16 protein-coding genes are annotated in these 15433 nt (G+C 68.8%); 9 read left to right on the plus strand and 7 right to left on the minus strand.

The features are described 5' to 3' along the window. Positions 1-277: 277 nt before the first annotated feature. Both EV659_RS06865 and EV659_RS06870 read left to right on the plus strand, forming a co-directional pair. Positions 278-1606, plus strand: a complete 1329-nt coding sequence (locus EV659_RS06865) for a glycosyltransferase family 4 protein (protein WP_132708133.1) — start codon at positions 278-280, stop codon at positions 1604-1606. 71 nt (positions 1607-1677) lie between these two features. Beyond that, entirely contained in the window at positions 1678-2865 is a 1188-nt protein-coding gene (locus EV659_RS06870; RefSeq protein ID WP_132708134.1) for a glycosyltransferase, read from the plus strand. A gap of 10 nt (positions 2866-2875) precedes the next feature. On the opposite strand, the gene EV659_RS06875 is transcribed toward EV659_RS06870, so the two are convergent. From EV659_RS06875 to EV659_RS06890, 4 genes are all read right to left on the minus strand, one after another. Further along, positions 2876-3442 carry a hypothetical protein gene (locus tag EV659_RS06875; protein WP_132708135.1) on the minus strand — a complete coding sequence of 189 codons (567 nt, stop codon included), beginning with the start codon at positions 3440-3442 and terminating at the stop codon, positions 2876-2878. 240 nt (positions 3443-3682) lie between these two features. Next, the gene (locus tag EV659_RS06880) at positions 3683-4222 is read right to left on the minus strand and encodes a DUF1499 domain-containing protein (RefSeq protein ID WP_132708136.1); all 540 of its coding nucleotides are present in this window, start codon (positions 4220-4222) and stop codon (positions 3683-3685) included. A 54-nt stretch (positions 4223-4276) separates the two neighbouring features. Beyond that, on the minus strand, positions 4277-5473 hold the full coding sequence (locus tag EV659_RS06885; protein ID WP_132708137.1) for an acyl-CoA dehydrogenase family protein: 1197 nt from the start codon (positions 5471-5473) through the stop codon (positions 4277-4279). A 203-nt stretch (positions 5474-5676) separates the two neighbouring features. After that, complete coding sequence (locus EV659_RS06890; protein WP_132708138.1) at positions 5677-5967, minus strand: SCP2 sterol-binding domain-containing protein; 291 nt, start codon at positions 5965-5967, stop codon at positions 5677-5679. 325 nt (positions 5968-6292) lie between these two features. Between EV659_RS06890 and EV659_RS06895 the strand changes: the two genes are divergently transcribed. Then, the gene (locus EV659_RS06895) at positions 6293-7168 is read left to right on the plus strand and encodes a TIGR01459 family HAD-type hydrolase (RefSeq protein ID WP_165878767.1); all 876 of its coding nucleotides are present in this window, start codon (positions 6293-6295) and stop codon (positions 7166-7168) included. A 27-nt stretch (positions 7169-7195) separates the two neighbouring features. Here EV659_RS06895 and EV659_RS06900 read toward each other — a convergent pair whose 3' ends face one another. Both EV659_RS06900 and EV659_RS06905 read right to left on the minus strand, forming a co-directional pair. Then, complete coding sequence (locus tag EV659_RS06900) at positions 7196-8371, minus strand: protein phosphatase CheZ (protein ID WP_200287845.1); 1176 nt, start codon at positions 8369-8371, stop codon at positions 7196-7198. A 1-nt stretch (position 8372) separates the two neighbouring features. Continuing rightward, the gene (locus EV659_RS06905; protein WP_132708141.1) at positions 8373-8759 is read right to left on the minus strand and encodes a response regulator; all 387 of its coding nucleotides are present in this window, start codon (positions 8757-8759) and stop codon (positions 8373-8375) included. Positions 8760-9107: 348 nt separating this feature from the next. Here EV659_RS06905 and EV659_RS06910 point away from each other — a divergent pair, with 348 nt between their 5' ends. The 4 genes from EV659_RS06910 (at position 9108) to EV659_RS14835 (ending at position 12950) form a co-directional block, all read left to right on the plus strand. Beyond that, on the plus strand, positions 9108-10109 hold the full coding sequence (locus EV659_RS06910) for a bifunctional riboflavin kinase/FAD synthetase (RefSeq protein ID WP_132708142.1): 1002 nt from the start codon (positions 9108-9110) through the stop codon (positions 10107-10109). After that, positions 10093-11001: an alpha/beta fold hydrolase gene (locus tag EV659_RS06915; protein ID WP_132708143.1), complete on the plus strand. Its 909-nt coding sequence runs from the start codon at positions 10093-10095 to the stop codon at positions 10999-11001. The genes EV659_RS06910 and EV659_RS06915 overlap by 17 nt, the downstream gene beginning before the upstream one ends. A 57-nt stretch (positions 11002-11058) precedes the next feature. Next, a complete protein-coding gene (locus EV659_RS06920; RefSeq protein ID WP_200287843.1) occupies positions 11059-12705 on the plus strand; it encodes an amidohydrolase family protein in 1647 nt (548 codons plus the stop codon). Positions 12706-12767: 62 nt separating this feature from the next. Continuing rightward, positions 12768-12950, plus strand: a complete 183-nt coding sequence (locus EV659_RS14835) for a hypothetical protein (protein WP_200287841.1) — start codon at positions 12768-12770, stop codon at positions 12948-12950. A gap of 175 nt (positions 12951-13125) precedes the next feature. Here EV659_RS14835 and EV659_RS06925 read toward each other — a convergent pair whose 3' ends face one another. Next, positions 13126-13965, minus strand: a complete 840-nt coding sequence (locus tag EV659_RS06925) for a ferritin-like domain-containing protein (protein WP_132708144.1) — start codon at positions 13963-13965, stop codon at positions 13126-13128. A 201-nt stretch (positions 13966-14166) separates the two neighbouring features. Between EV659_RS06925 and EV659_RS06930 the strand changes: the two genes are divergently transcribed. Continuing rightward, complete coding sequence (locus tag EV659_RS06930; protein ID WP_132708145.1) at positions 14167-14634, plus strand: MaoC family dehydratase; 468 nt, start codon at positions 14167-14169, stop codon at positions 14632-14634. Between the two features lie 179 nt (positions 14635-14813). Continuing rightward, entirely contained in the window at positions 14814-15428 is a 615-nt protein-coding gene (locus tag EV659_RS06935; protein ID WP_132708146.1) for a ribonuclease D, read from the plus strand. Positions 15429-15433 lie beyond the last annotated feature (5 nt).

The following is a 15433-nucleotide window of genomic DNA, read 5'->3' on the forward strand; positions in this document are numbered from 1 at the left end:
GTCCGGCCGCCCTGCCGGGGTCAAGAGGCCCTGTTGCGTGCGGTTTCACGGCCATTAAGGGATTGACACCTGTGCGATCTTTGGCGAAACGACTAACACCTCGGCGAATTTATCTTCTAACGCGCCGGAGGGCTGGCATTGTGCTGTTTGATGACCACCTAGGCCCTGGAAGCCGGGATCGGCGCACACCGGCTGTGTTCTCCCTGTCACACAACCCTGTCAGTTTGGCGGCTCGCACGGCCGCACGATTTTCTTAGAACGGAACAAAGAGTCGCCGATGACAATCGCAGCCCTCCAGCAGCCGGCGCCATACTCAGGCGTGGGCGGTGCCGCCAAAGGCCTTCGCATCGCCCTGGTATCCGGCAATTACGATTATCACAAGGACGGTGCGGCGGTGACGCTCAACCGCCTGGTGGGGCATCTGGAGGCACAAGGCGCCGAGGTGCTGGTGTTTTCGCCCACCGCCGAGCGCCCGGCGTTCGACAGCGTGGGCGAGGTGGTCTCGGTGCCGTCGGTGCCGGTGCCCGGGCGGGGCGAGTATCGTCTCGGCCTCGGCCTGACGCCGCGGGTACGCCGGCGGCTGGCGGCGTTTGCGCCCAATGTGATGCACATCGCGGCGCCCGACCTGCTGGGCTACACGGCGCTGCGCTACGGCCGGCGCCACGGCCTGCCGGTGGTGTCATCGTTCCACACTCGTTACGACACGTATCTGCAGTATTATGGCGTTGCCGCGCTCGAAACCCTCGGCCGGCGCTATATCCGCCATTTCTACCGCTGCTGCGACCATGTCTATGTGCCGTCGGCCTGCCTGGCGCAGATCCTGCGCGAAGATGGGATCGAGGGCAATCTGCGCCTGTGGAGCCGTGGCGTCGAGTCCGCCAAGATTTCCCCCGACGCGCGCGACCTGAACTGGCGGCGCGCACAGGGCTTCGACGACGACGATGTGGTGGTGGCGTTCTGCGGTCGGTTGGTGCGCGAGAAGGGCCTCGACGCTTTTGCCGACACCGTCGACGTGCTCCAGCAGCGCGGCGTCGCCCACCGGGTGTTGGTGATCGGCGACGGGCCGGAGCGCGAGCGCCTGGCCGCGCGCTTGCCCGACGCGGTGTTCGCGGGCTTCCTGTCAGGCGCCGATTTGGCGCGCGCCTACGCCTCTGCGGACCTGTTCTTCAACCCCAGCCAAACCGAGACCTTCGGCCAGGTGACCCTGGAGGCCATGGCCTCGGGCTTGGCGTGCGTATGCGCCGACGCCACCGGCAGCCGGTCGTTGGTGCGCGCGGGCGAAACCGGCTTCCTGGCGCCGCCGCGCGATGCCGCCGCCTATGCCGACCACATTGCCCGGCTGGTGCGCGAGCCCGCCTTGCGCCGGCGCATGGGCGAGGCGAGCCGGCGCGCGGCGTGCGGCTATGACTGGCAAGCGGTCATGGACTCGATGATCGACAATTATTGGGACGTGCTCGACGCCTATCGCCGGCCGGTGCGTGCCGTGCCGGTGGCCGGTGCGCCCGGTCGGGCCGTCGTCGCGCGCGCGGCGCCCGCCACCCAGGCCCGAGCCGCCGAGGGCGTTGCCAGTCTGTCCGCGGACGCTCCGGTCGACGCGGTGCGCTAAGCTTGGCGGTTGGCTGGGCGGTCGCTCGGTCCGTGTCCGCCTGATCTGTTTGTGGTTGTCGGGGATTGTCCATGAAGCTCGTCGACGTGGCCGAGTTCTACAGCGAGCAGGGCGGCGGCGTGCGCACCTATATCGAGCAGAAGCTGGCCGCCTCGGCGGCGCTGGGCCACGAGACGGTGATCCTGGCGCCGGGCCCGGAAGACCGGGTCGACGCGCGCCAAGGCGGCCGCATCGTCTGGCTCAAGAGCCCGGTCGAGCCGCTCGATCCGCGTTATCACCGCTTCAAGGACCCCGCGCCCGTCCACGCCGCGCTCGACCGCGAGGCGCCCGACATGGTCGAGGGCTCGTCGCCCTGGGCCGGCGGTCGGATCGTTGCCGATTGGCCGGGGCCGGGCCCGCGCGCCTTCTTCATCCACCAGGACCCGGTGGCGGTCTATCCCCACACTTTTCTCGACCGGCGCTTGGGCCCCGACACGGTCGACCGGCTGTTCTTCTGGTTCTGGCGCTATCTGCGCCGGCTCAACAACCGCTACGACACCTCGATCGTGTCCGGCCAGTGGCTCGCCGACCGGCTGGCGCGCTTCGGCCTGCGCCACCTGCACGCGGTGCCGCTCGGCGTGCGTAAGGACGCCTTCTCGCCCGGTTTGCGCGACCTTGAGACCCGGCGGGAAATGCTCGCCGCCTGCGGGCTCGACGGTCGCGACGACGCGCTGCTGTTGATCTCGGTCAGCCGCCACCACCCCGAAAAGCGCATCGGCCCGATGATCGAGGCGATCGCCCGGCTCAACCGGCGGCGCCCGGTGGGGCTCTACCTCATCGGCGATGGACCGTTTCGCAAGCGTATCGACCGGCTGGCGGCCAGGGTGCCCCAGGTCCATGTGGCCGGCTATCTGCGCGACCGGGCGGCGCTGGCGCGCGCGCTCGCCAGCGCTGATGCCATGCTCCACGGCAGCGCGGCCGAGACCTTCGGGCTGGTGCTGGCCGAGGCATTGGCGTCGGGCCTGCCCCTGGTGGTCCCCGACCGCGGCGGCGCCGCCGATCTGGCCGACGTTGCGTGCGCCGAGACCTATCGCGCCGGCGACCCGGCCGATTGTGCGGCGGCGGTGGAGCGGCTGTTGGGGCGCGACCGCGCCGAGCTGTCGGCCGCGGCGGCGCGCGCTGCCGCCCAACGGGTGCACAGCCCCGAAGAGCATTTCCGCGCCCTGTTTGCGCACTATGACACGGTGATCGCTCGCCGCCGGTCGGCCGCCGCCGCTTGATCGACCGGGCTTAGCGGTTGAGGCCCCGGTCCGTGCCGGGCGTGGCGGCGGCTTGTTGTCGGGTGCAGGCGGGGAACGGCGACCGCGGTGCGAGCGGCGCTTCGGCGGCGGCGCCGGCGAGCGGTCGGCGGTCATTGCCGGCGAGCGCCAGCCCCAGGGCGGCCACGCGCACGCAATAGGCGTCGGTGCGCCGGCTGGCTGCCGACACGTCGTTGGCCAGGCCGGTTACATAGGCGTCGAGCCGGGCGCGCGCCGCGCCGTCGAAATGGCGGTCGAAGAAGCGGCTCAGGGTGGCGTTGGCGCCGTCGATCAGGGCCGCGTGCCGGGTCGCGAACCGGTTGTAGTAGGTGCGCTGGCCGAGCGCGTGGACTCCCCGGCACTGCAGCGCCCCGACCATCAATTGGGTTTGCAGATGGCGCAGTTGAAACGCCGCGGCCTCCTCGGCGCCGACGCAGGTCTGCGCGCGCGCCGTGGTGGCGCCGGCCGCCCCCGCGGCGGTCAGCAAAACGAGCAGGCCCAACGCCCGCAAGGCGACGGCTTGGGCGGCGGCGTGACGGCGGGCGATGGCGTGGGGCATCGGCTTGACCTCGGCGCTGGGCGTCTGCGGGGCATCGGTTCCGGGGGCGTCGGCTCGGGTCTCTCGGTACGGGTTATGTCGGCTTAGTCTTCGTCTATTCGGGGCTCCCAGGCTCCGGGGCTTCCTGGCCCGGGCTCGGCCATAGGGGCTTGACCGTCCCCCTGGCTCGCTGCCGGTCCGACCAGTCTATCGCCACGGCGCCCCCCGGCGCCAGCTATGAACGCGCTGGCGGTGGGGCGCTTACCGGGTCTCGGGCGCCAGCACTTCCAGCCAGGTTCTCACCCGCGCTTCGTTCTTGCCCAGGTCGGACTTGCCGTAGACCGAGCGGCTGTAGATGGCCAGCGTCGAGCGCTCGGCGCCACGCTCCAGCAACTGGATGGTCACCAGGTCGGGAAAGCGCATGCGCGGTGTCCGGGCGACGAAATGGTATTGGCGCTTTTCGGGCTCCAGCCGGCGCAGGGTCACGTCGGGCTTGCCGTCGACCCAATCGATCAGCCGTTGTTGCAGGGTGTCGATGGACACCGGATAGACCGGGACCGTCCGGTCGACGCGCGAAGCGGTGCACAGGCCCTCGGGGCAGGCCAGATAGCTGTTGCTCGCGCTCTGGCGTTCAAGCGTCGCGAAGTCGATCTCGGTCAACTCGCCGGGGCCGAACAGGTCTTCGAGCCAGGCGGTGCGGCCGGAATAGATCAGGCCGAGCAGCACGGCGCCGAGGATCAGGACGGCGACGCTCAGACCGATCACGGTCAGGCGGAAGACATCGAAGCCGGACATGGCCATGGACGGGCTCTCCTTGGGGCTTGGGCCTGGGACGCCGGAGATGGGCGACCGTGGTCAGGCGGCGCGCAGCAGCATCTTGGCGAGGATATTGCGCTGGATTTCGTTCGAGCCGCCATAGATCGTGGCGGCGCGGGCGAACAGGAAGTCGCCGATGGCTTGGCGGCTGCCGTCGGGCGCCAAGTCGGGCACATTGCCGGCGCTGTCGCCGGGGGCGGGGAAGGGCAGGGCGTAGTAGCCGAGCGCCTCGACCGCCAGTTCGGTCATCTTCTGCTGCAATTCGGTGCCGCGGATCTTCAGCACCGAGGGCTCGATGCCGCGCTCGGTGCCGGTGTGCTGGGCGTCGAGATAGCGCAGTTCGGTGTATTCAAGCGCCGATACCTGGATTTCCAGATCGGCCAGGCGGTGTCGGAAGCTCGGGTCGTCGCCCAGCGTCCCGGCGCCCGCCGGCAAGGTGCGCGCCAGACGCCGCAGCAGCGCCAATTGACGCTTCTTGGTGCCGACGTCGGCGATGGTCTGGCGTTCGTGGGCAAGCAGGAACTTGGCGCACGTCCAGCCCATGCCTTCTTCGCCGACCCGGTTGGCCACCGGCACGCGCACATCCTCGAACGTCACCTGGTTGACGTGGTGGGCGCGGTCGATGGTGATGATCGGGTCGACGCTGATGCCCGGGCTGGTCATGTCCACCAGCAGAAACGAAATGCCCTCCTGCGGCTTGGCTTCCTTCGACGTGCGCACCAGACAGAAGATCCAGTCGGCATAATGGGCGAGGGTCGTCCAGAGTTTGGTGCCGTTGAGGACATAATCATTGCCGTCGCGCTCGGCGGTCATACGCAAGGCGGCCAGGTCCGAGCCCGCGCCGGGTTCGGAATAGCCCTGCGCCCACCATACGTCGCTGGTGAGGATGCCGGGCAGGTGCTGCGCCTTCTGCTCGTCCGTGCCGAAGGTGTAGATCACCGGGCCGACCATGTTGAGGCCGAACGGGATCGGTCGCGGCGCGCCCGACAGGCCGAGCTCGGTATTGAAGATATATTGCCGGGTCGGGCCCCAGCCGCAGCCGCCATGGCGCTCGGGCCAGGCCGGCGCGATCCAGCCCCGCTCGTAAAGGATCTTTTGCCAGGACACATGGTCCTGCTTGGTCAGCTCTTCGCCGCGGCGTTGCTTGTCGGCGATCGCGGGCGGCAGCGCGTCGCGAAAGAACGCCCGCACCTCGTCGCGGAACGCCGCCTCTTCCGGGGTGAAGCTCAGGTCCAAGACTGTCCTCTTGCTGTTGCCGCCGGCGTACCGGTCGGGCTTGGGGGTGGCTTTGGGGGCCGGGCTTGGGTGTTGCGTTAGGCCGGCCTTGCTATTGGGCTGCGGGCCGGGGTTGGCGCGGGGCCTGCGTCCGGCGCGGAGCCAATCCGGGGCGGCGGGGATGCCGGCCGCCCCGTCGTGGCGAGCGTGGGCGGTTCGCCGGTTCAGAGCGCTCCAGCCAATTGCATCGCCGCGCCCATGTCGCCTTCCACTTGCAGCTTGCCCATCATGAAAGCGGTCTGAGCGTCCTGGGCACCGTCGAGAATGTCTTGCAGGTCGCTTTGCGCCACTTTGATGGTGCAGTCGGCGGCGGCGTCGTCATTGTCCACTTCGGGCGGATTGCCGCCGATCAGGCGAATCACGCCGGTGTCGCCCATGTCGAACTTGACGGTGGCGTTGAGCGACGCGCCGCTGACTTTTTCGCGCACGCTGTTGGTCATGTCTTCAAGGCTCATGGGGCCCTCTCCTCCCGCTTTGCGATGGTTCCGCAGGGCTTGGACGCTAGCATGGCGCTTCGGGGGCAGCCAGTGTTTTTCAGGCGCACCGGGGCTGCACGCGGGGGTGGTGGAGACGACGCCGGGGCGCCGGGAATGCGGCGCGGCGACGCGCTTTGGCCGCGGCTTTGGCCGGCCAACCGATCGCTTTAGGGGGGTGTCGGGGCGGGCCAAATCCTGTAGATCGAGCGGCAAGCGATCCCCGCTGCTCATTCGCGTGATGGAGAGTGTCGACCATGTTGTCCAGCCCGACCGTTTTCGCCGCCCAGTACCCCGAGCCGTCGGTATGAGCGTGGCCGAGCCGATCGCGCTTGACGGTCTGGCCGATCTGGCCGGCCGTTATCGCGGCGTCATCTGCGACGTTTGGGGGGTGCTGCACAATGGCCAGCGGCTCTATCCCGGTGTCGGCGACGCGCTCGCTGGCTTGCGCGCCAACATGGGGCCGGTGGTGCTGCTGTCCAACGCGCCCAAGTCGGCGCGCACGATCTCAAGCTCGATTGCCGCCATGGGGCTGCCCGCGACGGCCTATGACCGGGTGATGAGTTCGGGCTCGTTGGTGCGTGACGTGTTGCGCACGGCGATCGCCAAAAAGGGCGGGCCGGTTCGGGTGTTGTTCATCGGCAAGGCCGGCGACCGCGAGATCATCGAGGATCTGGACGTGACGGTCACCGACGACGCCGGCGCGGCGGACCTGTTTCTGGCCTGCGGGTTCGACCCCGGTTACAGCCTGGATTTGGCGCCTTACGAGCCGACATTGTGCGCCGCTTTGGAGGCTGGCCATGAGATGATCTGCGCGAACCCCGATCGCTGGGCGCCGTCGGGGGACCGGCTGGCGCCGTGCGCGGGGCTGTTCGCCGATCGCTACGAGACCATGGGCGGCCGGGCGCTGCGCTGCGGCAAGCCCTTCGCCGAGGCGTTCGAGGCTGCCATCGAGGCGCTGTCGGGGCTGGCCGACCGCCCGCTGACCCGGCGCGAGATCCTGGTCATCGGCGATGGGCCGGAAACCGATATCGCCGGCGCCGAGCGCATGGGGCTCGACTGTGTGCTGATCGAAAGCGGCCTGCACAGCGCACCCGGCGGCAGCGCCGCGCCTGCGCCCCGACCGGGTCTGGCGCGCCACCGTCCCACGTACACGCTCGAAAGCCTGCGTTGGCGGGGCTGAGGCCGCCCCGGCTGCGCCCGTCAAGGGTCAGTTGAACAGGGAGTCGATGTCTTCCTGGGTGACGTCGCCGCCGCTGGGAAACTCGTCGTCGCCGTCGGTTTTGTCCGCTCCGGCGTCGTCCTGGCCCGGCGTGGGCTTGCCGGCCGGTGCCGGCGCGCTCGCCGCCTGGGCGGATTTTCCCGCCTCGGCCGATTTGCCGGCTTGTTTTTGCGCCGGTTTCGCATCCGGCTTCGGCGCCGGTTTGGGGTCGGGTTGCGTCTTGCCGGTCTGGCTGCCGCTGGCGGGCTTCTCGCCGGTCGCACCGGCGGCCGATGGACCCGATGACCCGCCCGCCTCACCTGCTTTGCCCGTTTCGCCCGCGGCGCCGGTTTGGGCCGGGGCGGCCGGATCGGCGCTCGGCTGATCGTCGGCGCCTTTGCCGGTGTCGGTTGGCGGCGGTGTCTGGGCGCTCGGCGTCTGGGCGCTCGGTGTCTGGGCGCTCGGTGTCTGGGCGCTCGGTGCCGGCGCTGACGGGGTGCCGCCTTGCGGCGCCGGCGTGGCCGGCGCGGCGCTGGCGTCGCCGCCGAGCAATTCGTCGACCAGCGACTGGTCGATGCCTTCGCCTTCGAGCGACGGGCCGCGCGCCAGCGGGTCGTGACGCTCGCGCTGGGTCTGCTGTTCTTCGTAGGACGCCGCCTCCATGTCGGTCTCGGTGACACCCATCAGGGTGCGCAACTCGTGCACCCGATCCTCGACGAAGGTCAGGGTCTCGACCACCTTGGAGATGCGCTGGCCGGTGATGTCCTGAAACGAGCACGCCTCGAAAATGCGCAGGATATGATCCTGCACCTGGTTGCGATACTCGTCGCTGTCGGCCGGATCGGCGTTCATGATCGCCTCGGCCGATTCCATGATCGTGTTGGTGGCTTCCTCGGTCTGCTGGACGATGGCGTCCAGCTCCTGGCCGGCGCGCGGGATGCGGGCGCTCTCCAGGTCGCGCGGCTGCAGGGACGCGATCTCGTGCCGGGCGTTCATGATGTATTCCGACATCGCCCGGCATTCGCGGTAAATCTTCGTGTCGATGCCGCGGAAAAACATCCGCATGCTGCCGATCAACACCTCGGTGATGGCGGCCACGTCCGCCATCGACAGGTCCTCGTTCCGGTTTTGCCGAAGCCGGTCGACCAGAGCCTCTATCTGCTCGGGCAACGACGACGACGACATCCTAGAAATCTCCGAGGACGGCGGAAATCTTCTGCTTCAGGGTCTGAGCGTTGAACGGCTTGACGATATAGTTGTTCACGCCGGCCTTCTTGGCGGCGACCACATTGTCGGTCTTGGACTCGGCGGTCACCATGATGAACGGCGTGTTTTTCAACTGGCCGTCGGCGCGCACTTCCTTGAGCAGTTCATAGCCGGTCATCGGTTCCATGTTCCAATCGGAAATGACCAACCCGTAGCTTTTCGCGCGGAGCTTTTCCAGCGCCATGGAGCCGTCCGTGGCCTCGTCCACATTGTCGAAGCCCAATTGCTTGAGCAGATTGCGAACGATCCGCAGCATCGTCTTGTAATCGTCGACGATCAGGATCGGCATATTGAAATCAACGGCCATGGTGTGTCCACTTTTCTGGTTTTACCGCGGCAAACGCGAAGACAGGACCGACGCGCCGAACCCGGCGCAGCGTGGGTGCTTGGGCTGCAACCTAGCGATCGCCCTCTAAAAAACTCGTTAACTCGTCGCCAATGCAACACCTCGTCGTCCAAGCAACGATCGGCGGCGACCGCGCGGTCAACTTGCCGGACCGGACGTTTGTGCCTAAGGTCCGCGGGTCATGCAAGCGGGCGGCTTGCGCGCCCGTGACGGTCAACGCTATCGCCCCTGACGCGGGGGAGACCTCCGCGGCCGGGGGAGAGCGCACATCAGCGGCCCCGGGCAGTGTTGGAACGGCGGAGTTTGGGAATGCGGATCAACGCTGATTCGACGCCTTTGCCGGCGGCCTGGCGAGGCGGGGTGGCCGCACTCGGCAATTTCGATGGCCTGCACCGGGGCCACCAGGCGGTGCTGGGCCAGGCCGCGGCCGAGGCCCGCCGCCGCGGGCGACCGTTTGCGGTGATCACCTTCGAACCGCACCCGCGGCGTTTTTTCAAACCCGATACGCCGCCGTTCCGGCTGACGCCGCGGGCCGAACGGCGCAGCCTGCTCAGCGCCATGGGCGTCGACCTGTTGATCGAGATGCCGTTCGACGCGGCGCTGGCCGCCACCTCGGCCGACGCGTTCATCGAACGCTATCTGCACGAGGCGTTCGGTCTGTCCCAGGTGGTCGTGGGCTATGACTATCATTTCGGCCACAAACGCGCCGGCAATGCCGATCTGCTCCGCCGCCGCGGTGGCGAACTCGGCTTCGACCTGGCCGTGGTCGACGCCTTCTGCCTCGGCGACTGCGAGCCCGAACCAGTGTCGTCGACCCAGATCCGCCAGGCGCTATGCGCCGGCGAAGCGCGCCGGGCGGCCGATCTGCTTGGCCATTGGTGGGGGATCACCGGCACCGTGGTCGGCGGCGACCAGCGCGGCCGGACCATCGGCTTTCCCACCGCCAATATCCAATTGGGCGAGACCCTGGAGCCCGCCTTCGGCGTCTATGCCGCGCGCACCATCCTGCCCGACGGCCGGGTCGTCGACAGCGTCACCAATCTGGGCCGGCGGCCCACCTTCGATGGACAGGCTGTGCTGCTGGAGACCTATCTGTTCGACTTCGACGGCGATCTCTACGGCCAGTCGCTGCGCGTCGAATTGGTCGAGCGGTTGCGCGGCGAACGCAAGTTCGACGGCCTCGACGCGCTCAAGGCGCAGATCGCCGCCGATTGCGATACCGCGCGCGCCCTGCTGGCCGATCCGGCTCATGCCCGCGCGCGGCTCAAGCCGCCGCATCTGGGTGGCGTGATCGATGAATCCGACGCCTGATCTCGCCGCCTTCGTGCCGCCCGAGGCGTGGCGCGCCCGCGGCCAGGTGCTGTCGCTCGGCGGCCATCGGCTGTTCGTGATCGACGAGGCCGCGCCGGTGGACAGCCCGCCGGTGGTGCTGCTGCACGGCTATCCCACCAGCAGTTGGGATTGGCATCGCATCTGGCCGGCGCTGCTCCGCCACCACCGCTGTGTGGCGCCCGACCTGCTGGGCTTCGGCTTTTCCGACAAACCGCAGCGCCATCGCTACACCATCGCCGAACAGGCCGACTTGGTCGAAGCGTTGATGGATCGTTTGGCACTGCCGCCGGTGCACCTTCTGGCCCATGACTATGGCGACACGGTTGCGCAGGAATTGCTGGCGCGCGACAATGCCCGGCCGGACGCCGGGCGCCGCCTGCTCAGCGTGTCGTTGCTCAACGGCGGCCTGTTTCCCGAGACCCATCGCGCCCGGCCGATCCAGCATCTGCTTGCCTCGCCCGTGGGTCCGGTGGTCGCCCGGCTGGCGTCCAAGGCGCGGTTCATGGCCGGCCTGGCGGCGGTTTTCGGACCCGAAACCCAACCGACCGCCGACGAGATCGACGCCTTCTGGGCGATCATGTCGGAGCGGCGCGGTCAGCCCGTGCTGGCCCGCCTGATCGGCTATATGGCCGAGCGGCGCGCCCATCGCGCGCGCTGGGTCGGCGCGCTCCAAGACGCGCACTGCCCGGTGCAACTGATCAACGGCTCGGCCGATCCGGTCTCGGGCGCGCACATGGTGGCGCGCTACGCCGAATTGGTGCGGGACGATGACGCCATCGTCGCCTTGCCGGGCATCGGCCACTATCCGCAGATGGAAGCGCCTGCTGCCGTGATTGCGGCTTATTCGGAGTTCATTGACTCAACCCGGTGAGGCGCGGGACACTCGCCGCTGCACGGGGCGCGACCCCGGCGAGGGGAGGGTGGATGCATGGCGCAGGCCGGTGGCTGGGACACGCTGATCCGCGGCGCGCGGGTGTTCGACGGCACCGGCGCGGCCCCGGTTTTTGAGGATGTGGCGTTGGCCAACGGGCGCATCGCGGCGCGCGGGGCTCGCTTGTCGGCGGCGCGGGCCGACCGGGTCGTCGAGGCGCGCGGCCTGTGGCTCATGCCGGGTCTGCTCGACATCCACACCCATTTCGACCTGGAGGTGGAACTGGCGCCCGGCCTGCCCGAGGCGGTGCGCCACGGCACCACCACCGTGGTGGTCGCCAATTGCTCGCTCGGTCTGGCGTTCGGCAACCAGCGCCGCGCCGGCCAAGACCCGATCGTCGATTGTTTCGCGCGCGTCGAGAACATCCCCAAGGCGATCCTGGCCCAGGTCGCCGAGCGTGCGGTGTGGCGCGACAGCGCCGACTATCTGGCCCATCTGGACACCCTGCCCCTGGGGCCGAACATCGTGCCACTGATCCCCCATTCCATGTTGCGGATCGAGGTCATGGGCTTGGCCGACAGCGTCGCTCGCGCGCCCGACGCGTCGGAACTGGCGCGCATGGAGGCGCTGCTCGACAAGGCGATGGCCGAGGGCTATGCGGGCTTCTCCACCGACGCCTTGCCGTTTCACTATCTGGCCAATGCGCCGCGCCAGCGCCGCCGCATCCCGGCCCAATATGGGAGCTTCGCCGAACTGAAGCGGTTGGTGGACGTGGTGCGCCGCCACGACCGGCTGTGGCAGGCGACGCCGCCCAAGGACAACCCCCTGGCCACCGCGCGGTTGTTTGCACTGACCAGCGGCCGGCTCTACGGCCGCCCGGTGCGGTTGACCGCGGTGGCCGCGCTCGATGTGGCCACCAACCGGACGCTGGCGCCGCTGGCGCGCCTGCTGGCCCGGCTGCTCAACAGCCGGCTGGTCGACGGCCGCTTCCGCTTGCAGGCGCTGGCCGCGCCGTTCAAGACCTGGAGCGAGGGGGCGATCACGCCGCTCGCCGAAGAGATTCCCGAACTGCGGGCGCTCAACGAGCCCGATCTGGACGACCGGGCGGCGCGTGCGGCGATCATGGACGACCCCGACTGGCAGCGGCGCTTTCTGGCCATGTGGCGCCACGGCAAGCGCGGGCTGACCCTGGCCCGGTTCAAGCGGCTGGTGGCCCGCGAGGATTATGCCATCAGCCGCGACCTGGCGCACATGGTGGTCGACCGCGCCCCGGTGGCCGATTGGCAGGGCGAGACCCTGGCGGCGGTGTTCGCGCGCTTCGGCCGCTTTCGTGCCGGCGATGCCGCGGCGGCGCGCAGTGCCGACGAGCGCGCCGCCTTCGACGCCGTGCCGACGAACGCCCGCGACGACGCCGCTTTCCTGCTGCACCTGTTGCGCGCCTATGACCGGGACCTGGTATGGTGGACGGTGTCGGCCAACCGCGATCCTGGGGTGATGCGCGACCTGCTGTTCAACCCGCGCCTGTTGCCGGGCTTCAACGATTCGGGCGCGCATCTGACCAACATGGCCTTTTACGACGGCAATCTGCGCGCCTTGCAGATCGCCCAGGGCGAAGGCGAGGCGCAGGTGGCCCGCATGGTGCGCCGGCTGACCGTCGAGCCGGCCATCTTCCTCGGTCTGGAGCCGGCGCCGACCTGGCGCTGATCGACCCCGCGGCCCTGGCGGCTTATGACAGCGAGGCGCAGACGCGCCGCGTCCATCGCGACGTGTTCGACCACGAACAACTGGTCAATCGCTCGGATGGCGTCGTGGCGGGCGTCTGGATTGCCGGCCAGCGGGCCTGGGACGGCACCGCGGTGACGCCCGCGCTTGGCAGCGACCGGATGGGGCTAGCGTTGCGCGCCGCCAACCACCGCCCGCCCGCACCGGCGGCCCTGGCCGCCGAATAAGCCGGCCGCCGGTGCGGTTGCCGGTGCCTTTGTCGGTGCCGGTGCGGTTGCTGGTATCGGTGTCTTCTGTGCCGGTCGACGCGGTTGCGATCGCTGCCGGCGGCCAGGGGGCGGCGGCTCGGGGGCGGCGGCGAGGGGGCCGGGGGCGATCGGCGCCAGGTCGGGGTCGGCGGTTTCAGGCGGCCTTGGCCATGGAGCGGGCGAGGCGGTCGCGTCGCCACTTCACATAGGCCCAAAAGCCCGACACCGCCCAGTTGGCGAGCCGGCCGTCGGGCGGCATGTCGGCGGCGCGCAGGATCATCCGCGCGGCGTTCTCCAGATGCGGGCGGTCATAGACGCCCATGGCGCGGCGCCAATAATCCTTGGCCAACGCGCCCTGGTCATAGGCCGCATGGGCGTCGCGGGGCAGCACGTTGGCGGCATAGTAGGCATAGGCCAGTTCGTCGTCTTCGGCCTCCTGCACCCGGCCGACGGCGATGCGCAGCTTGGCCAGCCGGCTCAACCGGGCCTGGTCGCGATAGCGTTTGAAGTGCTTGTGAAACAGTTGATAATGGAAGAACTCGTCGGTGGCGATGCGCTTGGCGATCTCGGTCAGGACCGGTTCGTCGGTGGCATCGCGTATTGCCGAATAAAAGGACGAGGTGCCCGATTCGACCACGCAGCGGGCGATCAACTCGCCGGCTCGGCTGCCGCGCACCGAGGTCTCGGCGTCGAGCGGCAGCGAATAGCCGCGACGAAACGCGTCGAGGGCCGCTTCGAACGAGAACCCGGGGTCGACCAACTCGGCCCACCGGCCGAGAGCGGCGCCGTGCTGGGCTTCTTCCTCGCCCCACTGGTCGGCGGCGGCCAGGAACGCGTCGTCGCCGTCGAATACGTTGCGCAGATAGTGCACATAGTCGGCGCTGTTGGCTTCGACCAGCGCGGCGGTCTTGATCACCGGCACCAGATCGGGATCGACGCGGTCGGGGGCGAAGGCGCCCCAGTCGATGTCGTCGAGTGTCCAACGTTTGCTCATGGTCGCCCCTTCCCTGATGCGGTTTCCCCTGTTCGCAGCCCGGCTTGGAATTCTGCACTGCGACAATCGGTTCAAGCCTCAATCTTGGCGCCCGAACCCACCTGTCAAGGGTCGGAGATCCTGAGCCGCCGGCCTGTGGGTTGCATTGCGACATAACCTGCCTAAGGTGGGCGAAATTTTGTAACCAAGGAGGCATGGGACATGGCGACCGTGATTGAACCGGAAAAGCTCGACCAGTGGATCGGCAAGGATGTGACGCCCAGCAATTGGTTCGAGGTCGACCAGGAGCGCATCAATCTGTTTGCCGACGCGACGCTCGATCACCAGTTCATTCACGTGGACCCCGACCGGGCCGCGGCGACGCCGTTCGGTGGCACCATCGCCCATGGGTTTCTGAGCCTGTCGCTGCTGCCCTATCTGCTGGAGCAAGCCGGTGTGATGCCCGAGCGGGTGCAGATGGCGGTCAATTACGGTCTCAACAAGGTGCGCTTTTTGAACCCGGTGCGTGCCGGATCGCGGGTGCGCGCGCATGTGATCCTGCGCGATGTGACCGAAAAGAAGCCCGGTCAGTTGTTGATGACCAACGAGGTCACGGTGGAAATCGAAGACGCCCCCAAGCCGGCGCTGATCGCCGAGGCGCTGATGCTTTACGCGGTCGACCCTGCCTGAACCCGTCCGACCCGGCCGATCTGAGCCCGCCCGCGTGACCTCGCTCAGGGGCTCCCGCTCGAAGCCGTCCGGGCGGGCCCGGGCTTATCGGGGCCGGTCGGGGCGGGTGCCACGCTTGCGCCGCCCCGGTCCGGCGGAGTAGGACCGGGGTCTTCGCGACGGCCAGCCAAGGAAACGCCATGAACATTCATCTGCACCGGGGCGACCTGCCCGGCGACCTCGATCTGGGCCCCGTGGTGGCGGTGGACAGCGAGACCATGGGCCTGCGCCCGCGCCGCGACCGCTTGTGCCTGGTGCAGTTGTCGGCCGGCGACGGCGACGCGCATCTGGTCAAGTTCGACGCCGGGGCCGACTATGCCGCGCCCAATCTGCGCCGGCTGCTGACCGACCCCGCGGTGCTCAAGCTGTTCCACTTCGCGCGCTTCGACATCGCCGTGTTCCGCGCCTATCTGGGCGTCGACACCCGGCCGCTCTATTGCACCAAGATCGCGTCCAAGCTGGTGCGCACCTATACCGACCGCCACGGCCTCAAGGATCTGTGCCGGGAATTGCTCGGCGTCGAGCTGTCGAAGGAAAAGCAAAGCTCCGACTGGGGCGCGGACGAGATCGGCGAGGCGCAGATGGCCTACGCCGCCAACGACGTGCTGCACCTGCACGCGCTCAAGGCGGCGCTCGACCCGCTGTTGGCGCGCGAGGGTCGCGCCGATCTGGCCGCTGCGGCCTATGAGTTCCTGCCGGCGCGCGCGCGCTTGGACTTGCTCGGCTGGGACGATACCGACATTTTCGCCCATTGAGGCCC

This window comes from Rhodothalassium salexigens DSM 2132 (assembly GCF_004341375.1).
Classification (GTDB): domain Bacteria; phylum Pseudomonadota; class Alphaproteobacteria; order Sphingomonadales; family Rhodothalassiaceae; genus Rhodothalassium; species Rhodothalassium salexigens.